This is a genomic window from Muricoccus vinaceus (assembly GCF_042433125.1).
Classification (GTDB): domain Bacteria; phylum Pseudomonadota; class Alphaproteobacteria; order Acetobacterales; family Acetobacteraceae; genus Roseomonas; species Roseomonas vinacea.
The window spans coordinates 16555-31619 of the sequence record NZ_JBHLVZ010000113.1; the positions used below are offsets into that span (position 1 = coordinate 16555).

The following is a 15065-nucleotide window of genomic DNA, read 5'->3' on the forward strand; positions in this document are numbered from 1 at the left end:
ACCAAAAATTACAGTGGAGACTCCCGCTCCGCCACCACCGCGCGCACCAGCAGGGGCAGGCGTGTTCGCCGCGCGGTGACGCGCGCGAAGCCTGCCTGGGCAAGGAACCCGCGCAGCTCTGCCTCGCTTCGCGGCCGCCCCGATCCCATGGCGAGAAGGTAGAAGCCGAAATACGCATCCCCCATGGGCTCGGCGCCCGGCGTACCGGCCATGGGTTCCGCAAGCAGCAGCCGGCCCCCCGCGGGCAGGGCGCGGTGCGCCGCGCGCAACAAATCCATGGCGGCCGCGTCGTCGTGGTCGTGCAGCACGCGGATCAGCGAAATCAGGTCCGCACCCGATGGCAGCGGGTCCGCCCGGAAGTCGCCGCCCACCGCCGTCGCGCGCCGGCCCAGCCCTGCCAGCCGTGCTTCGGCGCGCGCCGCGACCTCCGGCAGGTCGAACAGTATGAGTTGCAGCGAGGCGGCGCGCGCGGCAGCGGCGGCCAGGAAGGCACCATCTCCGCCACCCACATCCAGGAGGCACCGGTGGCGCACGACCTCGGGGAAGGCGTCCAGCACCTCCTCCGCGATCATCTCCTGCGACGCGGCCATGAGCACGGAGTAATCGGCCACCTGGTCGCCGCGCAGCGTTGCGGGGAAGGGCGCGCGCGCGTAGGCCCAGTAGCGGGACAGCGCCGTCTCCTCGCCACTGCCGCGCAGCAGCGCCACGGGATCCGACAGGTCCGCGTAGAGCATCGCGTGATGCTCGATCATGGCGGCGAGCCCTGCGTTGCCGGGCATCGCGGCGCCCAGCGGCCCCAGCCCGAAGCGCCCGCCCCCGCGCCGGTCCAGCAGCCGCAGCGACACCGCGGCGCCGAGCAGGCGCGCGGTGGCCTCCTCCGGCAGCCGTGTCCGCGCCGCGATGTCGGCCAAGGGAAGGGGGCCCTCGCGGAGCATGTCGAACAGCTTCAGCCGGACGCAGGCCAGCAGCACCTGCGAGTAGACGAAGCCCGCGCAAAGATCGAAGAGCGCGCCGGCCCTACGCCGCGCCAGCGCGCGGGTGGGCGGGAAGCGCGCCGCCCAGCGGCGGAAGCGCGGCTCCGCCACCAGCCGGTCCCGGAGCGCCAGCGCCCGGTCGCGCCAGGAGGCCCGCCCGGCAGCAGCCATGGCGAAGTCCATTCAGGCCGCCACCCGAGGCACGCGCAGCGGCATCAGGCGTTTCACCTCCTGCCGCACCAGGGCGCGCAGGGAAGCGGCCCCCGGACAGGCGGGCACAGCCTCCGCCGCCAGCGCCGCCATGTGCTGCAGCCGTGCGACCGCGCCGTCCACACCGAAGGAGCGAACCGCGTTGGGCCGCCCCAGCGCCGCGTCGCGGCCGACGGGTTTGCCAAGCTCCTCCTCCTCCGACAGTGCGTCCCGCAGGTCGTCCGCCACCTGATAGGCCTCGCCCAGCGCGGCGCCGAAGGGCCGCCAGACCTCCTCCGGAACCCCGCAGGCGGCCGCGCCGGCGACGGCGGCCGCCGCAAAGAGCGAACCGGTCTTCTGCTGCTCGTAGACGGACAAGTCCGCCTCGGGCTCGCATTCCCATGCCTGCCCCGCGGCGATGCCAAACGGGACGCCGGAGGCGCCGCAAACCACGTCCAGCAGCACCGGCAGGCGCGCGGGCGCCGCCGCCGCCCCCTGGAGCAGCGCCTGGAACGCCAGCACGATCAGGGCATCGCCCGCCAGCACCGCCAGCGGCTCCCCGAAAGCGCGGTGCACGGAGGGGCGCCCGCGCCGCGTGGCCGCGTCGTCGAAGCAGGGAAGGTCGTCATGCACGAGGGAGGCGCAGTGCAGCAGCTCGATCGCGGCCGCGGCGGCCTCGGCCAGGCCGGGCACCGCCCCGCCATTGGCATCGGCCACGGCGAGGCAGAGCCGTGGCCGCACGCGCGCGCCGCCCGGAAACACCGCGTGGTGCATGGCCTGCGCCAGCCCCGGCGGGCAGCCGCGCGCCCGCGAAAGCCCAACCGCCGAGGCCAGGCTGCGCTCGATCCGGTTCGCTGCGTCCAAGGTCGCCTCCTCCTGCCACAATCGTCCAAACGAGTTGTCAATATGAGTGTCAATCTGTATTGACGGCGTGGTCAACAAGGATCGGTGGCTTGGTGGATCGCGTCGCGGTGATCGGGGCAGGGATCGGCGGGCTCTCGGCCGCCGCGCTGCTCGCGCGGCAGGGCCTCGCGGTCACGGTGCTGGAACGCGCGGCCGCCCCCGGCGGCAAGCTGCGCGAGGAGCATGTCGGTGGTCGCCGCCTGGATGCCGGGCCGACGGTCTTCACCATGCGCTGGGTGTTCGACGAGCTGTTCGAGGCGCTCGGCACCGCGCTCGATTCCCACGTCACCCTCGCGCGCGCCGATGTGCTGGCCCGCCATGCCTGGAGCGCCGCCGAGCGCCTCGATCTCTTCGCCGGACCTGCGCGCACGGCCGAGGCGATCGCCGCCTTCGCCGGTCCCGCCGAGGCGCGCGGCTTCCGCGAGTTCTGCGCGCGCGCGCGCAGCACATACCGTACGCTGGAGGGCCCCTTCATCCGGGGGATGCGCCCCACCCCGCTTTCCCTCGCCGCCTCCGCGGGCCTGTCGGGCCTGGGCGGGCTCTGGCGCATCGCTCCCTTCACGACGCTGTGGAAGGCGCTGGGCGAGCACTTCACCGATCCACGCCTGCGACAGCTCTTCGGCCGCTATGCCACCTATGTCGGCGCATCCCCCTTCCTGGCGCCCGCGACGCTGATGCTGATCGCCCATGTGGAACAGGAGGGCGTCTGGCTCGTGAAAGGCGGCATGCACCGCATCGCCGCCGCACTGGCCGCGCTGGCCGAGGCGGAGGGCGCCACCTTCCGCTACGGCGCCGAGGTGGCGGAGGTGACCGTGCGGGGCGGCCGCGCCGCCGGGGTCCGGCTGTTAAACGGCGAGGCGGTCCCGGCGAATGCCGTGGTCGCCAATGCCGATGCCGCGGCGCTCTCGGCCGGCCTGTTCGGCGCGGGCGCGGCCCGGGCCGTGCCGCGCCCGGGCGGGCGCTCCCTTTCCGCCGTGACCTGGGCCATGGTGGCGGAGGCCGGGGGCTTTCCGCTGGCCCGCCACACCGTGTTCTTCTCCGCCGATTACGCCGCCGAGTTCCAGGACCTCCTCGGGCGCGCGCGCCTGCCCGCCGCCCCGACCGTCTATGTCTGTGCCCAGGACCGAGGCGACGACGCTGCGCCGCCCGCGGGGCCGGAGCGCCTGCTGGTGTTGGTGAACGCGCCGCCGACCGGCGATGCGAACCCATTTCCCCCCTCGGAGATCGCACCGTGCGAGACAGCCGCCTTTGGCCTGATGGAGCGCTGCGGCCTCACGCTGCGGCGCAGCGGCTGCACGGTGACGACCCCGGCCGGCTGGGCGAGCCGCTTCCCGGGCACGGGCGGGGCGCTCTACGGGGCGCCGCCGCATGGCTGGGCGGCGAGCTTCAGCCGGCCGGGTGCCCGGACGGCCCTGCCGGGCCTCTACCTGGCGGGGGGCAGCACGCATCCGGGGGCGGGGGTGCCCATGGCCGCGATGTCCGGCCGGCTGGCGGCCGCGAGCCTGCTGTCGGACAGGGCGGCGGGGGGCAAGGCCCGGTGACGCCCCTCGACGGTCTGGACTTCGGCCGCCCCGTCGCGCCTGGCGGCTATGCCTGGTGGTACATGGACGCCCTCAGCGACGACGGCCTGCACGGGATCACGGTCATCGCCTTCCTCGGCAGCGTCTTCTCGCCTTGGTACGCGCTGGCCCGGCGCCGCGGCCTCCTGGCCGACCCGCTGAACCACGCCGCGGTGAACGTCGCGCTTTACGGCACGAAGCGGCGCTGGGCGATGACGGAGCGCCCGCGCCGGGCGGTGCAACGCGATGCGCAACACCTTTCCATCGGCCCCAGCAGCCTGGAATGGGACGGCACCGCCCTGATGATCCGGATCAACGAGGTCGCGGCGCCCATCCCATCCCGCCTGCGCGGGACGCTGCGCGTTCTTCCGGCCGCGCTGAACCGCCGGGCCTTCCACCTGGACCCCCGGGGCTGCCACCGGTGGTCTCCCCTCGCGGCCGTCGCGCGCGTGGAGGTGGAGCTGGAACGGCCTGCCCTCCGCTGGTCGGGGGCGGCCTATTTCGACACCAACGAGGGCGATGCTCCGCTGGAGCGGGACTTCGTCGAATGGGACTGGTGCCGTGCGCCCGGGCCGGACGGCACCGCCATCCTCTACGAGGCGCTGCGGCGCGACGGGAGCCGGCGCTGCCTGGCGCTGCAAACCTCGCCATCGGGCGAGGTGGCCGAGGTGCCGGCGCCGGAACCGGTCGCGCTTCCACCCACCCGCATCTGGCGCATGCCCCGCCGCACCCGCTCGGAGAGCGAGGCGCGGCTTGCCGGAACGCTTGAGGACACGCCCTTCTACGCCCGCTCCGTTCTTTCCACGCGACTGCTTGGGATGGAACGGATGGCGGTGCACGAGAGCCTGTCGCTGGACCGCTTCCGCATGCCCATCGTGCAGGCCATGCTGCCCTTCCGGGTGCCCCGGGCCAGGCGGTAGTTCCAGGGCGCTGCGCCGTGCGCGACGAGCGGCGCGAACCGGGGCGCACGAGCAGCGCGCCCCGGCGGCCCGGGGATGGTTCAGCCGCCGGCGGGTGCGGCCGGTGCCGCGCCGGCCGGGGCGGCGGCCGAAGCGGACTTCAGGTAGGCGATCACGTCGGTGAGCTGCTGCTCCTGGCGAAGGCCCGGAAAGGCCATGCTGCCCTGCGGGGCGACCGCCTTGGGGTTGGCGAGATAGGCGCGCAGGTTCTCTTCCGTCCAGGTGTACCCCTCTCCGCCCAGCTGCTTGAGGTTCGCGGAATAGCGCGTGAAGCTCTCGCGGGATGCGGCCCGGCGGCCCACCACCCCATACAGGTTCGGCCCCACCCCGTTGCGGTCGGTGGCATCGACGATGTGGCAGGCCCGGCACTGGCCGAACACGCGCTGCCCGGCCGCGACGTCCTGCGCCTGGGCGCCTCCGAGCGGAAGGGCCGTCAGGCCGAGGAGCAGCGAACCTGCGATAAGCGGAAGGCGAGTCATTCTTGCGGATCCTTTGTCCTGGACGAAGCCGAGCCCCGGTTGCCCGACCGGCGTGGCCGAAGCATGGCGCTGCGCCTGAGCGCGGCCACGCCCCGCAACCTGGGTGTGGTTAAAAAACTTGGTAGGCGAGCGGCACAACCGAACGAGGCGACGGAATGAAGAACAAAACGGGCAGCCCGGCGGAGAGCCGGTACCCCCATGCCTACCGTAAGGACCGCCGGCCCGTCATGGTTGCCAGCGCCGCGGCGGTCGGGGTGGGGCTCGCCGGCGGGCTCGCGACCGAGATCGGCCCCTGGTACGTCTCGCTCCGCAAGCCGTCCTGGCAGCCGCCGAACTGGCTCTTCGCCCCGGCCTGGACGATCATCTTCGCGCTCACCGCCGCCGCCGCCGTCCGCACCTGGCGCGCGACACCGGATCCCGCCGGGCGCCGCGGCCTCCTGGCGGCCTTCGCCACCAACGGCGCGCTGAACATCGCCTGGAGCGTCCTGTTCTTCCGCCTGCGCCGCCCCGACTGGGCGCTGGCGGAGGTCGTCGCGCTCTGGCTCTCGATCCTGGGCCTGATCGTGTCCTGCGGCCGGCGCTCCCGCCTCGCGGGGTGGATGCTCTCGCCCTACCTGGCCTGGGTGACCTTCGCCTCGGCGCTGAACCTCAAGATCGTGCAACTCAACCGGCCCTTCGGCCGCTGAGCCTGCTCCAGTCCCTCTTTGCCAGCGGGCGGATCGTGGATCTGCTGCTGGCGCTGATGCTGGCCGAGGGCCTGTGGCTGGCGGCCCGGCGCCGCGCCGGCCGGTCCTCGCCAGGGAATTGCTGGCCCTTCCTGGCGGCGGGGGCGGCCATGCTGCTCGCCCTCCGCCTTGCCCTGACCGGGGCGTGGTGGGGTTGGATCGCGGCCTGCCTCGCGCTGTCCGGCGTCGCCCACGTCCTTGATCTCGCGGTGCGCTGGAGGCGCGGGTGAACCGCCCGTCCTTCAGCCGAGAACATCGGCCGGAGCGTCTCGCCAGAGGCTTTCGCCCAATGCCCGGCCAAGCGCCGCGGCATCGTCCGAGGTGCCGGTGAGGGACCGCCGGAGAAGGAAGGTGCCATCGGCGCGCGCGATCAGCCCCTCCACCTGCAACCGCCCGTCCGCCAGCCGCCGCGCATGGCCGCCCACGGGTGTCCGGCAGGATCCGTCGAGCGCGCCGAGCAGGGCGCGCTCCGCGGTGGCGACGGCGCGGGACTCCTGGTCCTCGATCGCGCCGAGCAGCTCATGCAGCTCCACGTCGTCCGCGCGGCAGGTGACGCCGACGATGCCCTGGCAGGCGGCCGGCAGCATGGCGTCCGTGCCGATCACCACGCCCGCGCGATCCTCGAGCCCCAGCCGCCGCAGCCCGGCGAGCGCCAGGAGGGAGGACGAGAACCGCCCGCCCGCGACCTGCGCCAGCCGTGTCTGCACGTTGCCGCGGATCGGCCGCACCCGCAGGTCCGGCCGCGCGTGCAGAAGCTGCGCCTGCCGCCGGACGGAGGCGCTGCCGACCAGCGCGCCGCGCGGCAGGCAGGCCCATGGATCCGCCTCCGCAGCGCCGCCGCATCCCTCGCCCAGAACCAGCGCGTCACGGTTGTCCTCCCGCCGCAGGACGCAGGCCAGCACGATGCCGGGCGGCAACTGCGTTTCCAGGTCCTTCAGGCTGTGCACGGCAAAGTCCACGCGCCGGTCCAGCAGCGCCTCGTGGATCTCCTTCGCGAAAAGTCCCTTGCCGCCGATCTCAGCCAGCGGCCGGTCCTGCACGAGGTCCCCCGTGGTGGCGATGACCTCCTCGCGGAAGGCCTCGAAGTGGCGCAGCACCGGGCAGAAGCGTGTGATCAGCGCGATGAAGTCGCGCGTCTGCCACAAAGCCAGCGGCGAACCGCGCGTGCCCACGCGCAGCGGCAGGGCGCGCCCGTGCCGGTGGACCATCGCGCCATCGGGCGGGGCAGGTCGGGCGACGGCATGCCGCAAGGGGGCCAGGGTGTCCATCAGGCTCGCGCCAGGCCCAGAAGATGGGCCAGGTCCTTGAAGAAGATCTTCACGTGCGCCACCGGCTTCGCGCGCACCAGTTCCTTGTTCATGTAGGACTCCCAGGTCAGCCGCTGCACGTCGGGGTCGCCGCACATCTTCACGAAGCGCTCCCGGGTCCAGTCGCTGCGGTACCAGAACCATTGCATGATCCCGAGGATCAGGAAGACGCGGCCGTGCTCGCGCATGAAGCGCTTTCGCGCGCCGGCCAGCGCGCGCGCGTCGCCCGTCGCGAGAAGCGCCTCCACGGCGTCCGCCGCCAGCCGGCCACCGAGCATGGCATAGTAGATTCCCTCGCCGGATGCGGGCGCGACCACGCCCGCGGCGTCGCCCGCCAGCACAACATCGCGTCCGTTGTCCCAGCGCCGGTGGGGGCGCATCGGAATCGGCGCACCCTCCCTTCGAACCGTTTCCGCACCCTCCAGGCCGATCCTGCGGCGAAGCGCGGCCACGGCCTCGCGCGGCGCATAGCCCTTGCGCGCGGAGCCGGTGCCGATGCTCGCGGTGTCGCCATGCGGGAAGACCCAGGCATAGAAGTCCGGCGAAAGCCGCCCGTCGTAATGCACGTCGCAGCGGGCGCCGTCGTAATCCGGCGTGCCCGGGCGCACGCGGACGATCTCGTGGTAAGCGGAAACGAGCGGCGTCCTGCGCGTCTCCGGCACGCACTGCCTGCCGACCGCCGAGAGCGCGCCATCCGCGCCGACCACGCTCCGCGCGCGAAGCCGCGCCAGGGTGCCGTCGGGCGGCGTGAACTCCACCACGGCCATGCCGTCCGTGTCGCGCGACACCCGCTCGAACCGCCCCGTGCGGCGCGCCGCCCCGGCGCCGGCGGCGCGCCCGCGCAGCCATTCGTCGAAGGCCTCGCGATCCACCATGCCGACATAGCCATCCCCCTCGATCGGCATCGGCACCTGACGGCCGGAAGGCGCCACGATCCGGGCGGAGCGGATGCGCGCCACGATCAGGTGGTCGGGAATGGCGAAATCCCGAATGGCACGGGGAGGAACCGCGCCGCCGCAGGGCTTGATCCGCCCGGCCCGGTCCAGCAGCACCACGGATCGCCCACGCCGGGCCAGGTCGTCGGCCGCCGTGGCGCCGGCCGGTCCGCCGCCCACCACCACCACGTCAAAGGTCGGGTCCATCTGTCCCTCCTCAACCATGAGCGGGCGCCAGCCCGCGGCGACCGGTGGCGCGGCCGATCCCGGCGGCCAGCAGCGCCGAGCCGAGGAACAGCGCCGCGTCGGCCGCGAAGACGACGGCATAGGCCAGGGGCGCCGAGCCCAGCGCCCAGCGGGCCGCATCCACGCCCAGCGTTCCCGCCAGCCCGCCCAGGGCAAAGGCGATGGACTGCGCCGCCCCCCAGAGACCCAGCCGCACGCCCTCGCGCGATGCGCGTCCCTGGCCGGCCAGTTGCATCATCGAGGCGATGGCCGAGGCCGCGAAAACCCCGTTCGCCAGCCCCAGCAGGAAGCAGGCGGGCCCGATCGGGAAGCCTGCCCCCGCGAAGGGCGCCGCCACCAGCACCAGCATCCCCGCCGCCGCGGCCACGCATCCGCCCACGGTCAGGCCGCGCGGCGGTCCCTCGAAGCGGCCACCGACCAGCGCGACCATCACCATGCCCGCCAGCACCCCCGCGTGCTGCACCGAGGAAAGCCGCGTGGTCTCGCCCAGCGAAAGCCCGAACACCGCGCCCGCGAAGGGCTCCAGGATCAGGTCCTGCGCGGAATAGGCGAGCATGGAAACAAAGACAAAGACCGTGAACCGCCGCGCCTCCGGCTCCGCCCACACCTGCGTCAGCGCCTCGTAGAAGGCGGGCTTCGCCGCGGCCGGCAACGCGGCACCCGGCGGCGCGGCGGCGGGCTCCATGCCCCGGACCGCCAACAGGGCAACAAGAAAGGCCAGCGCCGAAACCAGGGCCGAGACAGCGACCAGCCGCCCCGGCGAATAGGGATCGAGCAGCCGCCCCGCGCCCGCCGTGGTGGCCACGAAGCCCGCGATCATCATGATCCAGACCACCGACGCCGCCGCCGGGCGCCGCTGCGGCGCCGTCCGCGCCGCCAGCAGCGCCAGCAGGGAGGTTCCCGCCGATCCCACCCCGAGCCCGATCATCAGAAAGGCCGCCACCGCCGCCACGGTCCCGGCCAGGACGCTCGCGTGCATCAGCGCCGTGGCGCCCGCCGCACCCACACCGCCGAGGGCCAGGAGCGCCATGCCCCCGGCGATCCAGGGCGTCCGGCGCCCGCCCTGGTCGGAGCCGTGGCCCATCCGGGGCCGCATCATCTGCACGGCGTGGTGCAGCCCCACCAGGAACCCCGGCAGCGCCGCCGGCAGCGCAAGCTCGATGACCATCACGCGGTTGATGGCGGAGGTGGTCAACACCACCACCGCGCCCAGCGCCGCCTGCACCAGCCCGAGGCGGACGATGCCCCACCACCCCAGCAAGGGCGCGGCGGGGCCGGGGGTCACGCCCCCGCTCCCGCCCGGAGCGCCAGCGCCGCGGCCATCATCCCCGCGACGTAAAGGGTCACGCCCGTGCCGTTGTACCAGGGTGCCAGCCCGCGCGGATCGCCCAGCATCCGCCGCATCAGCACCACCTGGGCGGCGAGCAGAACGGCCACCACCACGCCCTGCCAGGCCGCTCCCCAGAACAGCAGCAGCCCGGCCACCGCCACCTGCGGCGCCGCCATGAACAGGCAGGCGGCCCGCGCCGCCCGTGCCGGCCCGAGTTGCACCGGCAGGGTGTGGATGCCGAAGCGCCGGTCGCCCTCGATCGACTTGAAGTCGTTCAGCGTCATGATGCCGTGGGCGCCGAGGCTGTAGAGCCCGGCGATCGCGAGCGTCGCGGCCGAGGGCGCCCCGCCGGCCATGATGGCCGCCGCCGTGACCCAGGGCAGCCCCTCGTAGCAGGCGGCGCAGGCGAGGTTCCCCCACCAGCCGTTCCGCTTGAGCCGCAGCGGCGGTGCGCTGTAGGCCCAGGCCAGCGCGATCCCCGCCACCCCCGCGGCGAAGCCCCACGCGCCCAGCGCGGCCGCGACGGCGAGGGACAGCACGGTCCAGGCGGACGCGATCCAGAGCCCCCACCGCCCGGGCACCCGGCCGGAGGGGATCGGCCGCCCTGGCTCGTTCACCGCGTCCACATGGCGGTCGAACCAGTCGTTCACCGCCTGGCTCATGCCGCAGACCAGCGGCCCTGCCAGCAGCAGCCCCAGCAGCGCGGGCGGCCAGCGATCCGCCGGCTGCGCGCCAGCCGAGACGATGCCGCAGCCAAAGGCGAAGCAGGGCGGAAACCAGGTGAGGGGCTTCAGCAACTCCAGCACCGCGCCGGCCTCCGGCAGGCGCCGGGAAACAGGGGCGGTGAGGAGCGCGTCGCCCATCGGATCAGTCCTCGCCGTCGCCGTCGCCGTCACCGTCGCTGCCCAGCCCGTAGCGGCGGAGCTTCACGTAGAGGCTCTGGCGCGACAGGCCGAGCATTTCGGCCGCCTGCGCGCGGTTGTCGTCCGTCAGCTGAAGGGCCGCCTCGATCGCCATGCGCTCGATGACGTCGGTGGTCTCGCGGACCAGCTCCTTGAGGGGAACCCGGCCGACCAGTTCCGTCAGCTGCTCCACGGGGCGGGGCAGGGGAGGGCCCCCGGCCGCCCTTGGGGCGAGCCGCGCCCCGACATCGCGGATGGCAAAGCCGTAGCCCAGGTTCCCACGATGCGCGAGCGGCACGGCGGAAACCTCCACCTCCACCGCGGTGCCGTGCTCGCCCTGCAATGTCGTGCCGAAGAGGCGGACGGCGCCGCGGGTGCGCAGCGTCGCCACCAACACCTCGAATTCGAGCCCGGGCCGGCCGAGCCACCGCTCCAGCGGCTGGCCCGCCGCCTGTTCCTCGGCGTCCAGCTGCGCCAGTTCCAGGAAGGCGGCGTTGGCCGAGATCACCCGGCCGTCCTGCCCCGTCACCACCATCGCGTCGGGCGCATCCTCGGCGAAGCGCAGCATGCCGGCGCGGGAGGGCTGCATGGCGGCGGCCCGGCCGGCGCCCTCACCCGGCAGCAGCCGAACGAGCAGCAGCGCCGCCCTGTCCTGGCGGAAGGGGGAGGCGGAGACCGTCAGCATCTGGGCGGAACCCACCCCGAGCCGCGCCTGCACCTGGCTGGTCCGCCCGGCGAAGCGCACCTCCGCGAGCATGGAGCCCACCGCGGCCGCGTCAGCCCCATGGAAGCTGTCCAGCAGGGACTGGCCTGCCAAGGACTTGCCGCCACAAAGCTGCTCGGCCGCCGGGTTGGCCTCGACCACCGCGTGGCTGATCGCGTCGATGATTGCGACCGCCTCGGCGGAAAGCTGGAACAGCACGCGGTAGCGCGCCTCCGCATGGCGCAGGCGGGCATATTCCCGCTCCATCGAGTGCTGCGTGTCGATCAGGCGCTGGTGCAGGGATGATACGAGGCGCTGGTCGCGGCCGATCACCGCGACGCGGCCGTCGCCATCGAGCAGAAGGGTGCTGTAGAGCACGGGCAGGGCCGCCTCCGCCACCGTCCGCTGGTTCACGTGCCGCCACCGCGTTGCCTCGCCCGACCTGGCGTCGTGCAGCAGGGCCTCCACCTTGGGGCGGCTGTCGGTCATCACCGTGTCGATCCAGGGTCGCCCCGGCCAGCCGCTGACGTCGCCGAGGTCGGCGGCCAGTGCGTCGTTTCCGATGGCCATGTCGCGGACCACGCCGGTTGCATCCAGAATCAGGGTGATGTCAGCGGCCGTCGCGAGAAGGGTGCCGATCGCCTTGGCGTCGAGCCCTCCCAGCGACTTCCTTGCTGTCTTGAACAGCTTCACGTGAGACAGGTTCCCTCAATTCAAACGCTCCCCATAGCTCCACTTCTTCCAGGCCCCAATGCCTGCAGCCGATTTCCCGCGGCCATCCGCCCGGGCCTGCTCAGTGCCCCGCCCCGAGAAGGCCCAGGAGGCTTTCCGCTTGGCGGACCGCATGGCGGGCATCGAGGGCAACCGCGTCGGCGCCCACGCGCAGCGCGCCCTGCGGCTGCTGCGTGAAGACGTATCCGCCCACCATCACGCCGATCGCCTGGCCCCCAGCCGCGCGCCGGATGCCCGCGATCAGCGCGGCCATGGCCGTCAGGTCGTCGGAGCAGCCGGCGGAAAGGCCGACAATGGCGAAGCGCTCGCGCCGGACGCGGCGCGAAAGCTCCCCGCCCGTCGCCGCGGGCTCGTTGCACACCTCCCAGCCGGAAAGGCGGAGAAGGCCGGCCACGATGTCGGTGCCGAAGGAATGGTCCTCCCCCGGCATCGCGACGATGAGGGCGCGGCGATGCTCGCCGCGCGCCGGATCCGATTGCGGCTGGAACACCGGGCTCAGGCCGCGCAGCAACTGTTGCAGCCGCCAGACGCCGAGCGTCACGTCCGTATAGGTGCAGTCGTCGTCCGCCCACATCTCGCCCAGCCGCCGCGCGACCGGGGCCATGAGGTCCAGGCTGACATGCTCCAGCGTCGCGCCACGGCTGCGCACCTCCTCGACCCGGGCGGCGGCGGCCTCCGTGTCATGGGCCAGGAGGCTCGCCGCCAGGCGCGTGATGTCCTTGGCACGGACCGGCGGCGTGCGCGCCCGGGAAAGCGAAGGCGGCGCCCGGTGCACGAGCACGAGCCGCGGCACCACCTCCGTCTCGATCGTGCGCGCCAGCAGGACCAGCCGCTGGCCGAGCGCAACGGCCGCGTCGCGAACCACGCCGCGGGCGGGCGCTTCCCCTGCTTCCGTGTCGGAGGCGTAAAACGCCGCATCGTCCGGAGCGTGGTGCCGGCCGCCGCCGGTTTTCCCGGCGATCTCTGCTGTGCCCGGTTCCATTGGCTTTTCACCCATGTCCGTTCCCCCCCGACCGATTAATGCGCTCAGCCGTCACTGTCAACTTCAGATGACGTCAATCTCCATTGACATTCAGTTTCGCGGCCTTCTACCGTTCGGGAACAAGGCCGCCACCAGAGCGGCCTCGAACCAGGAAACGGGATCGGCCCCGCCAAACACGCGCTGAAACCGGGAACTCTTCCGAAAGGACCGCGCCCGGACACGGCCGTGACGACACCGGGCGATAGCCGGCCCGCCGCAAGGGGAGCTTGTCAAGAAATGAGTGCCTCCAGCCTCATCGACCGCTTCGTCGGCCGCTTCGACTGCTGCCCGTGGGGGACCGTTGCAGGCCGCCGTGCCCTGCGGGACGCGCCGCCCCGCCCGCTCTACACCGCCGAGGAAAGGCGGCGCCGCGACGCCTCGGGCTGGACAACCGTCCAGGGCGTGCTTGCCCCCGTCCAGTTCCTCGTCTTCCTCGTCAGCCTCACCCTCGTGCTCCACACGCTCGCCACCGGCGAAGGCCTCGCGGCCGCCACGGCCTCCGTCGTCCTCAAGACGCTCACGCTCTATGCGATCATGGTCACCGGCGCGATCTGGGAAAAGCAGGTCTTCGGCCGCTATCTCTTCGCTCCCGCCTTCTTCTGGGAAGACGCCTTCAGCATTCTCGTTCTTGCGCTGCACACCGCCTATCTGGCGGCTGTCGCGGCCGGATGGGGCAGCCCGCGCGCCCAACTCCTCCTCGCGCTGCTCGCCTACGCCGCCTACGTCATCAACGCCGCCCAGTTCCTGGTGAAGCTGCGCGCTGCCCGCCTGCAGGCTGCCCGGCACGACACCCGGTTCGGGGCCGCAAGGTGAACGCCCTCTCAGCCGCCCCCCGTGCCGGCGATGCCGGCTGCACGGTGGCGTCCGTCCTGCGGGAGCGCGGGCAGCGCGAGGTCTTCTGCGGCCTCACCGGCATCGTCTGGCTCCACCGCAAGATCCAGGACGCTTTCTTTCTGGTCGTTGGCAGCCGCACCTGCGCGCACCTCATCCAGTCCGCCGCCGGTGTCATGATCTTCGCGGAACCACGCTTCGCGACCGCCATCATCGAGGAGCGCGACCTCGCCGGCCTTGCCGACGCGAATGAGGAACTGGACCGCGTGGTGGCGCGCCTGCTGGAGCGGCGCCCCGACATCCGCCTTCTCTTTCTCGTCGGATCCTGCCCGTCCGAGGTCATCAAGCTCGACCTTTCCCGTGCCGCCCAGCGCCTGTCGCGCCGCATCCACCCCGACGTCCGGGTGCTGAACTACTCGGGCAGCGGAATCGAGACGACCTTCACCCAGGGCGAGGACGCCTGCCTCGCCGCCCTGGTGCCGGTGATGCCGGCGGAGCCCGCCACGGCGCCGCCCTCCCTGCTCGTGGTGGGCGCCATGGCCGAGGTGGTCGAGGACCAGATGCGGCGCCTCCTGGACGCCATGGGCATCGCCCGCGTCCATTTCCTGCCGCCCCGCCGCGCGGGCGAACTCGCCCCGGTCGGGCCCAACACCCTCATGCTGCTGGCCCAGCCGTTCCTGGCGGAAACCGCCCGCACCCTGGCCGGGCGCGGCGCCCGCCGCCTTCCCGCGCCCTTCCCACTCGGCGCCGAGGGCACGACCCTGTGGCTGCGCGCCGCAGCGGAGGCCTTCGGCGTGCCCCCCGCCCGCTTCGCAGCCGCCACCGACGCGGGGGAGGCCCGCGCCAGGGAGGCGGTCGCCCGCCACCGCGAGCGCCTCGCCGGGCGCCGGATCTTCTTCTTCCCGGACTCCCAGCTCGAAGTCCCGCTCGCCCGCTTCCTGTCGCGCGAGCTGGGCATGGAACTCAGCGAGGTCGGCTCCCCCTACCTCCACCGCGAGCACCTGGCGGAAGAGCTCGCGCTGCTTCCCGAGGGCACCTCGCTCAGCGAGGGCCAGCACCTCGACCGCCAGCTCGACCGTTGCCGCGCCGCCCGCCCCGACCTCGTCGTCTGCGGGCTCGGCCTCGCCAATCCGCTGGAGGCCGAGGGAACGGCCACCAAGTGGTCCATCGAGCTCGTCTTCACGCCCATCCAGGGCTACGAGCAGGCCGGCGACCTGGCCGCCCTCTTCTCCCGCCCGCTCACGCGCCGCGCGAAGCTGGAGGTCTGACG

The 15065-nt window shown here is 73.2% G+C and carries 15 protein-coding genes; 6 read left to right on the forward strand and 9 right to left on the reverse strand.

The annotated features are described in order from the left end of the window. Positions 1 to 8: 8 nt before the first annotated feature. Both ACFFIC_RS28305 and ACFFIC_RS28310 read right to left on the reverse strand, forming a co-directional pair. Positions 9 to 1157 carry a methyltransferase gene (locus ACFFIC_RS28305; RefSeq protein WP_377056773.1) on the reverse strand — a complete coding sequence of 383 codons (1149 nt, stop codon included), beginning with the start codon at positions 1155 to 1157 and terminating at the stop codon, positions 9 to 11. After that, entirely contained in the window at positions 1158 to 2027 is an 870-nt protein-coding gene (locus ACFFIC_RS28310; protein WP_377056775.1) for a polyprenyl synthetase family protein, read from the reverse strand. 92 nt (positions 2028 to 2119) lie between these two features. Here ACFFIC_RS28310 and crtD point away from each other — a divergent pair, with 92 nt between their 5' ends. Next, positions 2120 to 3607 carry a 1-hydroxycarotenoid 3,4-desaturase CrtD gene (gene crtD, locus ACFFIC_RS28315; protein ID WP_377056938.1) on the forward strand — a complete coding sequence of 496 codons (1488 nt, stop codon included), beginning with the start codon at positions 2120 to 2122 and terminating at the stop codon, positions 3605 to 3607. After that, the gene (locus ACFFIC_RS28320) at positions 3604 to 4545 is read left to right on the forward strand and encodes a carotenoid 1,2-hydratase (RefSeq protein WP_377056777.1); all 942 of its coding nucleotides are present in this window, start codon (positions 3604 to 3606) and stop codon (positions 4543 to 4545) included. Before crtD ends, ACFFIC_RS28320 begins: the two co-directional genes overlap by 4 nt. Before the next feature lie 80 nt (positions 4546 to 4625). On the opposite strand, the gene ACFFIC_RS28325 is transcribed toward ACFFIC_RS28320, so the two are convergent. Next, a complete protein-coding gene (locus tag ACFFIC_RS28325; RefSeq protein WP_377056779.1) occupies positions 4626 to 5063 on the reverse strand; it encodes a c-type cytochrome in 438 nt (145 codons plus the stop codon). A 155-nt stretch (positions 5064 to 5218) separates the two neighbouring features. Between ACFFIC_RS28325 and ACFFIC_RS28330 the strand changes: the two genes are divergently transcribed. Continuing rightward, a complete protein-coding gene (locus ACFFIC_RS28330; protein ID WP_377056781.1) occupies positions 5219 to 5749 on the forward strand; it encodes a TspO/MBR family protein in 531 nt (176 codons plus the stop codon). A gap of 35 nt (positions 5750 to 5784) precedes the next feature. Further along, complete coding sequence (locus tag ACFFIC_RS28335; RefSeq protein ID WP_377056783.1) at positions 5785 to 6018, forward strand: hypothetical protein; 234 nt, start codon at positions 5785 to 5787, stop codon at positions 6016 to 6018. 12 nt (positions 6019 to 6030) lie between these two features. Here the strand turns inward: ACFFIC_RS28335 and hemC are convergent, their stop codons facing one another. From hemC to ACFFIC_RS28365, 6 genes are all read right to left on the reverse strand, one after another. After that, a complete protein-coding gene (gene hemC / locus ACFFIC_RS28340) occupies positions 6031 to 7056 on the reverse strand; it encodes a hydroxymethylbilane synthase (protein ID WP_377056785.1) in 1026 nt (341 codons plus the stop codon). Further along, positions 7056 to 8237 (reverse strand): geranylgeranyl diphosphate reductase, encoded by a 1182-nt coding sequence (locus ACFFIC_RS28345; protein ID WP_377056787.1) that lies wholly within the window; start codon positions 8235 to 8237, stop codon positions 7056 to 7058. The genes hemC and ACFFIC_RS28345 overlap by 1 nt, the downstream gene beginning before the upstream one ends. Before the next feature lie 10 nt (positions 8238 to 8247). Continuing rightward, positions 8248 to 9561 carry a BCD family MFS transporter gene (locus tag ACFFIC_RS28350; protein WP_377056789.1) on the reverse strand — a complete coding sequence of 438 codons (1314 nt, stop codon included), beginning with the start codon at positions 9559 to 9561 and terminating at the stop codon, positions 8248 to 8250. After that, complete coding sequence (chlG, locus tag ACFFIC_RS28355) at positions 9558 to 10469, reverse strand: chlorophyll synthase ChlG (protein WP_377056791.1); 912 nt, start codon at positions 10467 to 10469, stop codon at positions 9558 to 9560. The genes ACFFIC_RS28350 and chlG overlap by 4 nt, the downstream gene beginning before the upstream one ends. Before the next feature lie 4 nt (positions 10470 to 10473). Continuing rightward, a complete protein-coding gene (ppsR, locus tag ACFFIC_RS28360) occupies positions 10474 to 11904 on the reverse strand; it encodes a transcriptional regulator PpsR (RefSeq protein WP_377056793.1) in 1431 nt (476 codons plus the stop codon). Positions 11905 to 12004: 100 nt separating this feature from the next. Further along, positions 12005 to 12940: a cobalamin B12-binding domain-containing protein gene (locus ACFFIC_RS28365; protein ID WP_377056795.1), complete on the reverse strand. Its 936-nt coding sequence runs from the start codon at positions 12938 to 12940 to the stop codon at positions 12005 to 12007. A gap of 261 nt (positions 12941 to 13201) precedes the next feature. On the opposite strand from ACFFIC_RS28365, the gene bchF reads away from it, so the two are divergent. Together bchF and ACFFIC_RS28375 are read left to right on the forward strand one after the other, a co-directional pair. Continuing rightward, entirely contained in the window at positions 13202 to 13777 is a 576-nt protein-coding gene (gene bchF / locus ACFFIC_RS28370; RefSeq protein ID WP_377056797.1) for a 2-vinyl bacteriochlorophyllide hydratase, read from the forward strand. Then, positions 13774 to 15063 carry a ferredoxin:protochlorophyllide reductase (ATP-dependent) subunit N gene (locus ACFFIC_RS28375; RefSeq protein ID WP_377056799.1) on the forward strand — a complete coding sequence of 430 codons (1290 nt, stop codon included), beginning with the start codon at positions 13774 to 13776 and terminating at the stop codon, positions 15061 to 15063. The genes bchF and ACFFIC_RS28375 overlap by 4 nt, the downstream gene beginning before the upstream one ends. Positions 15064 to 15065 lie beyond the last annotated feature (2 nt).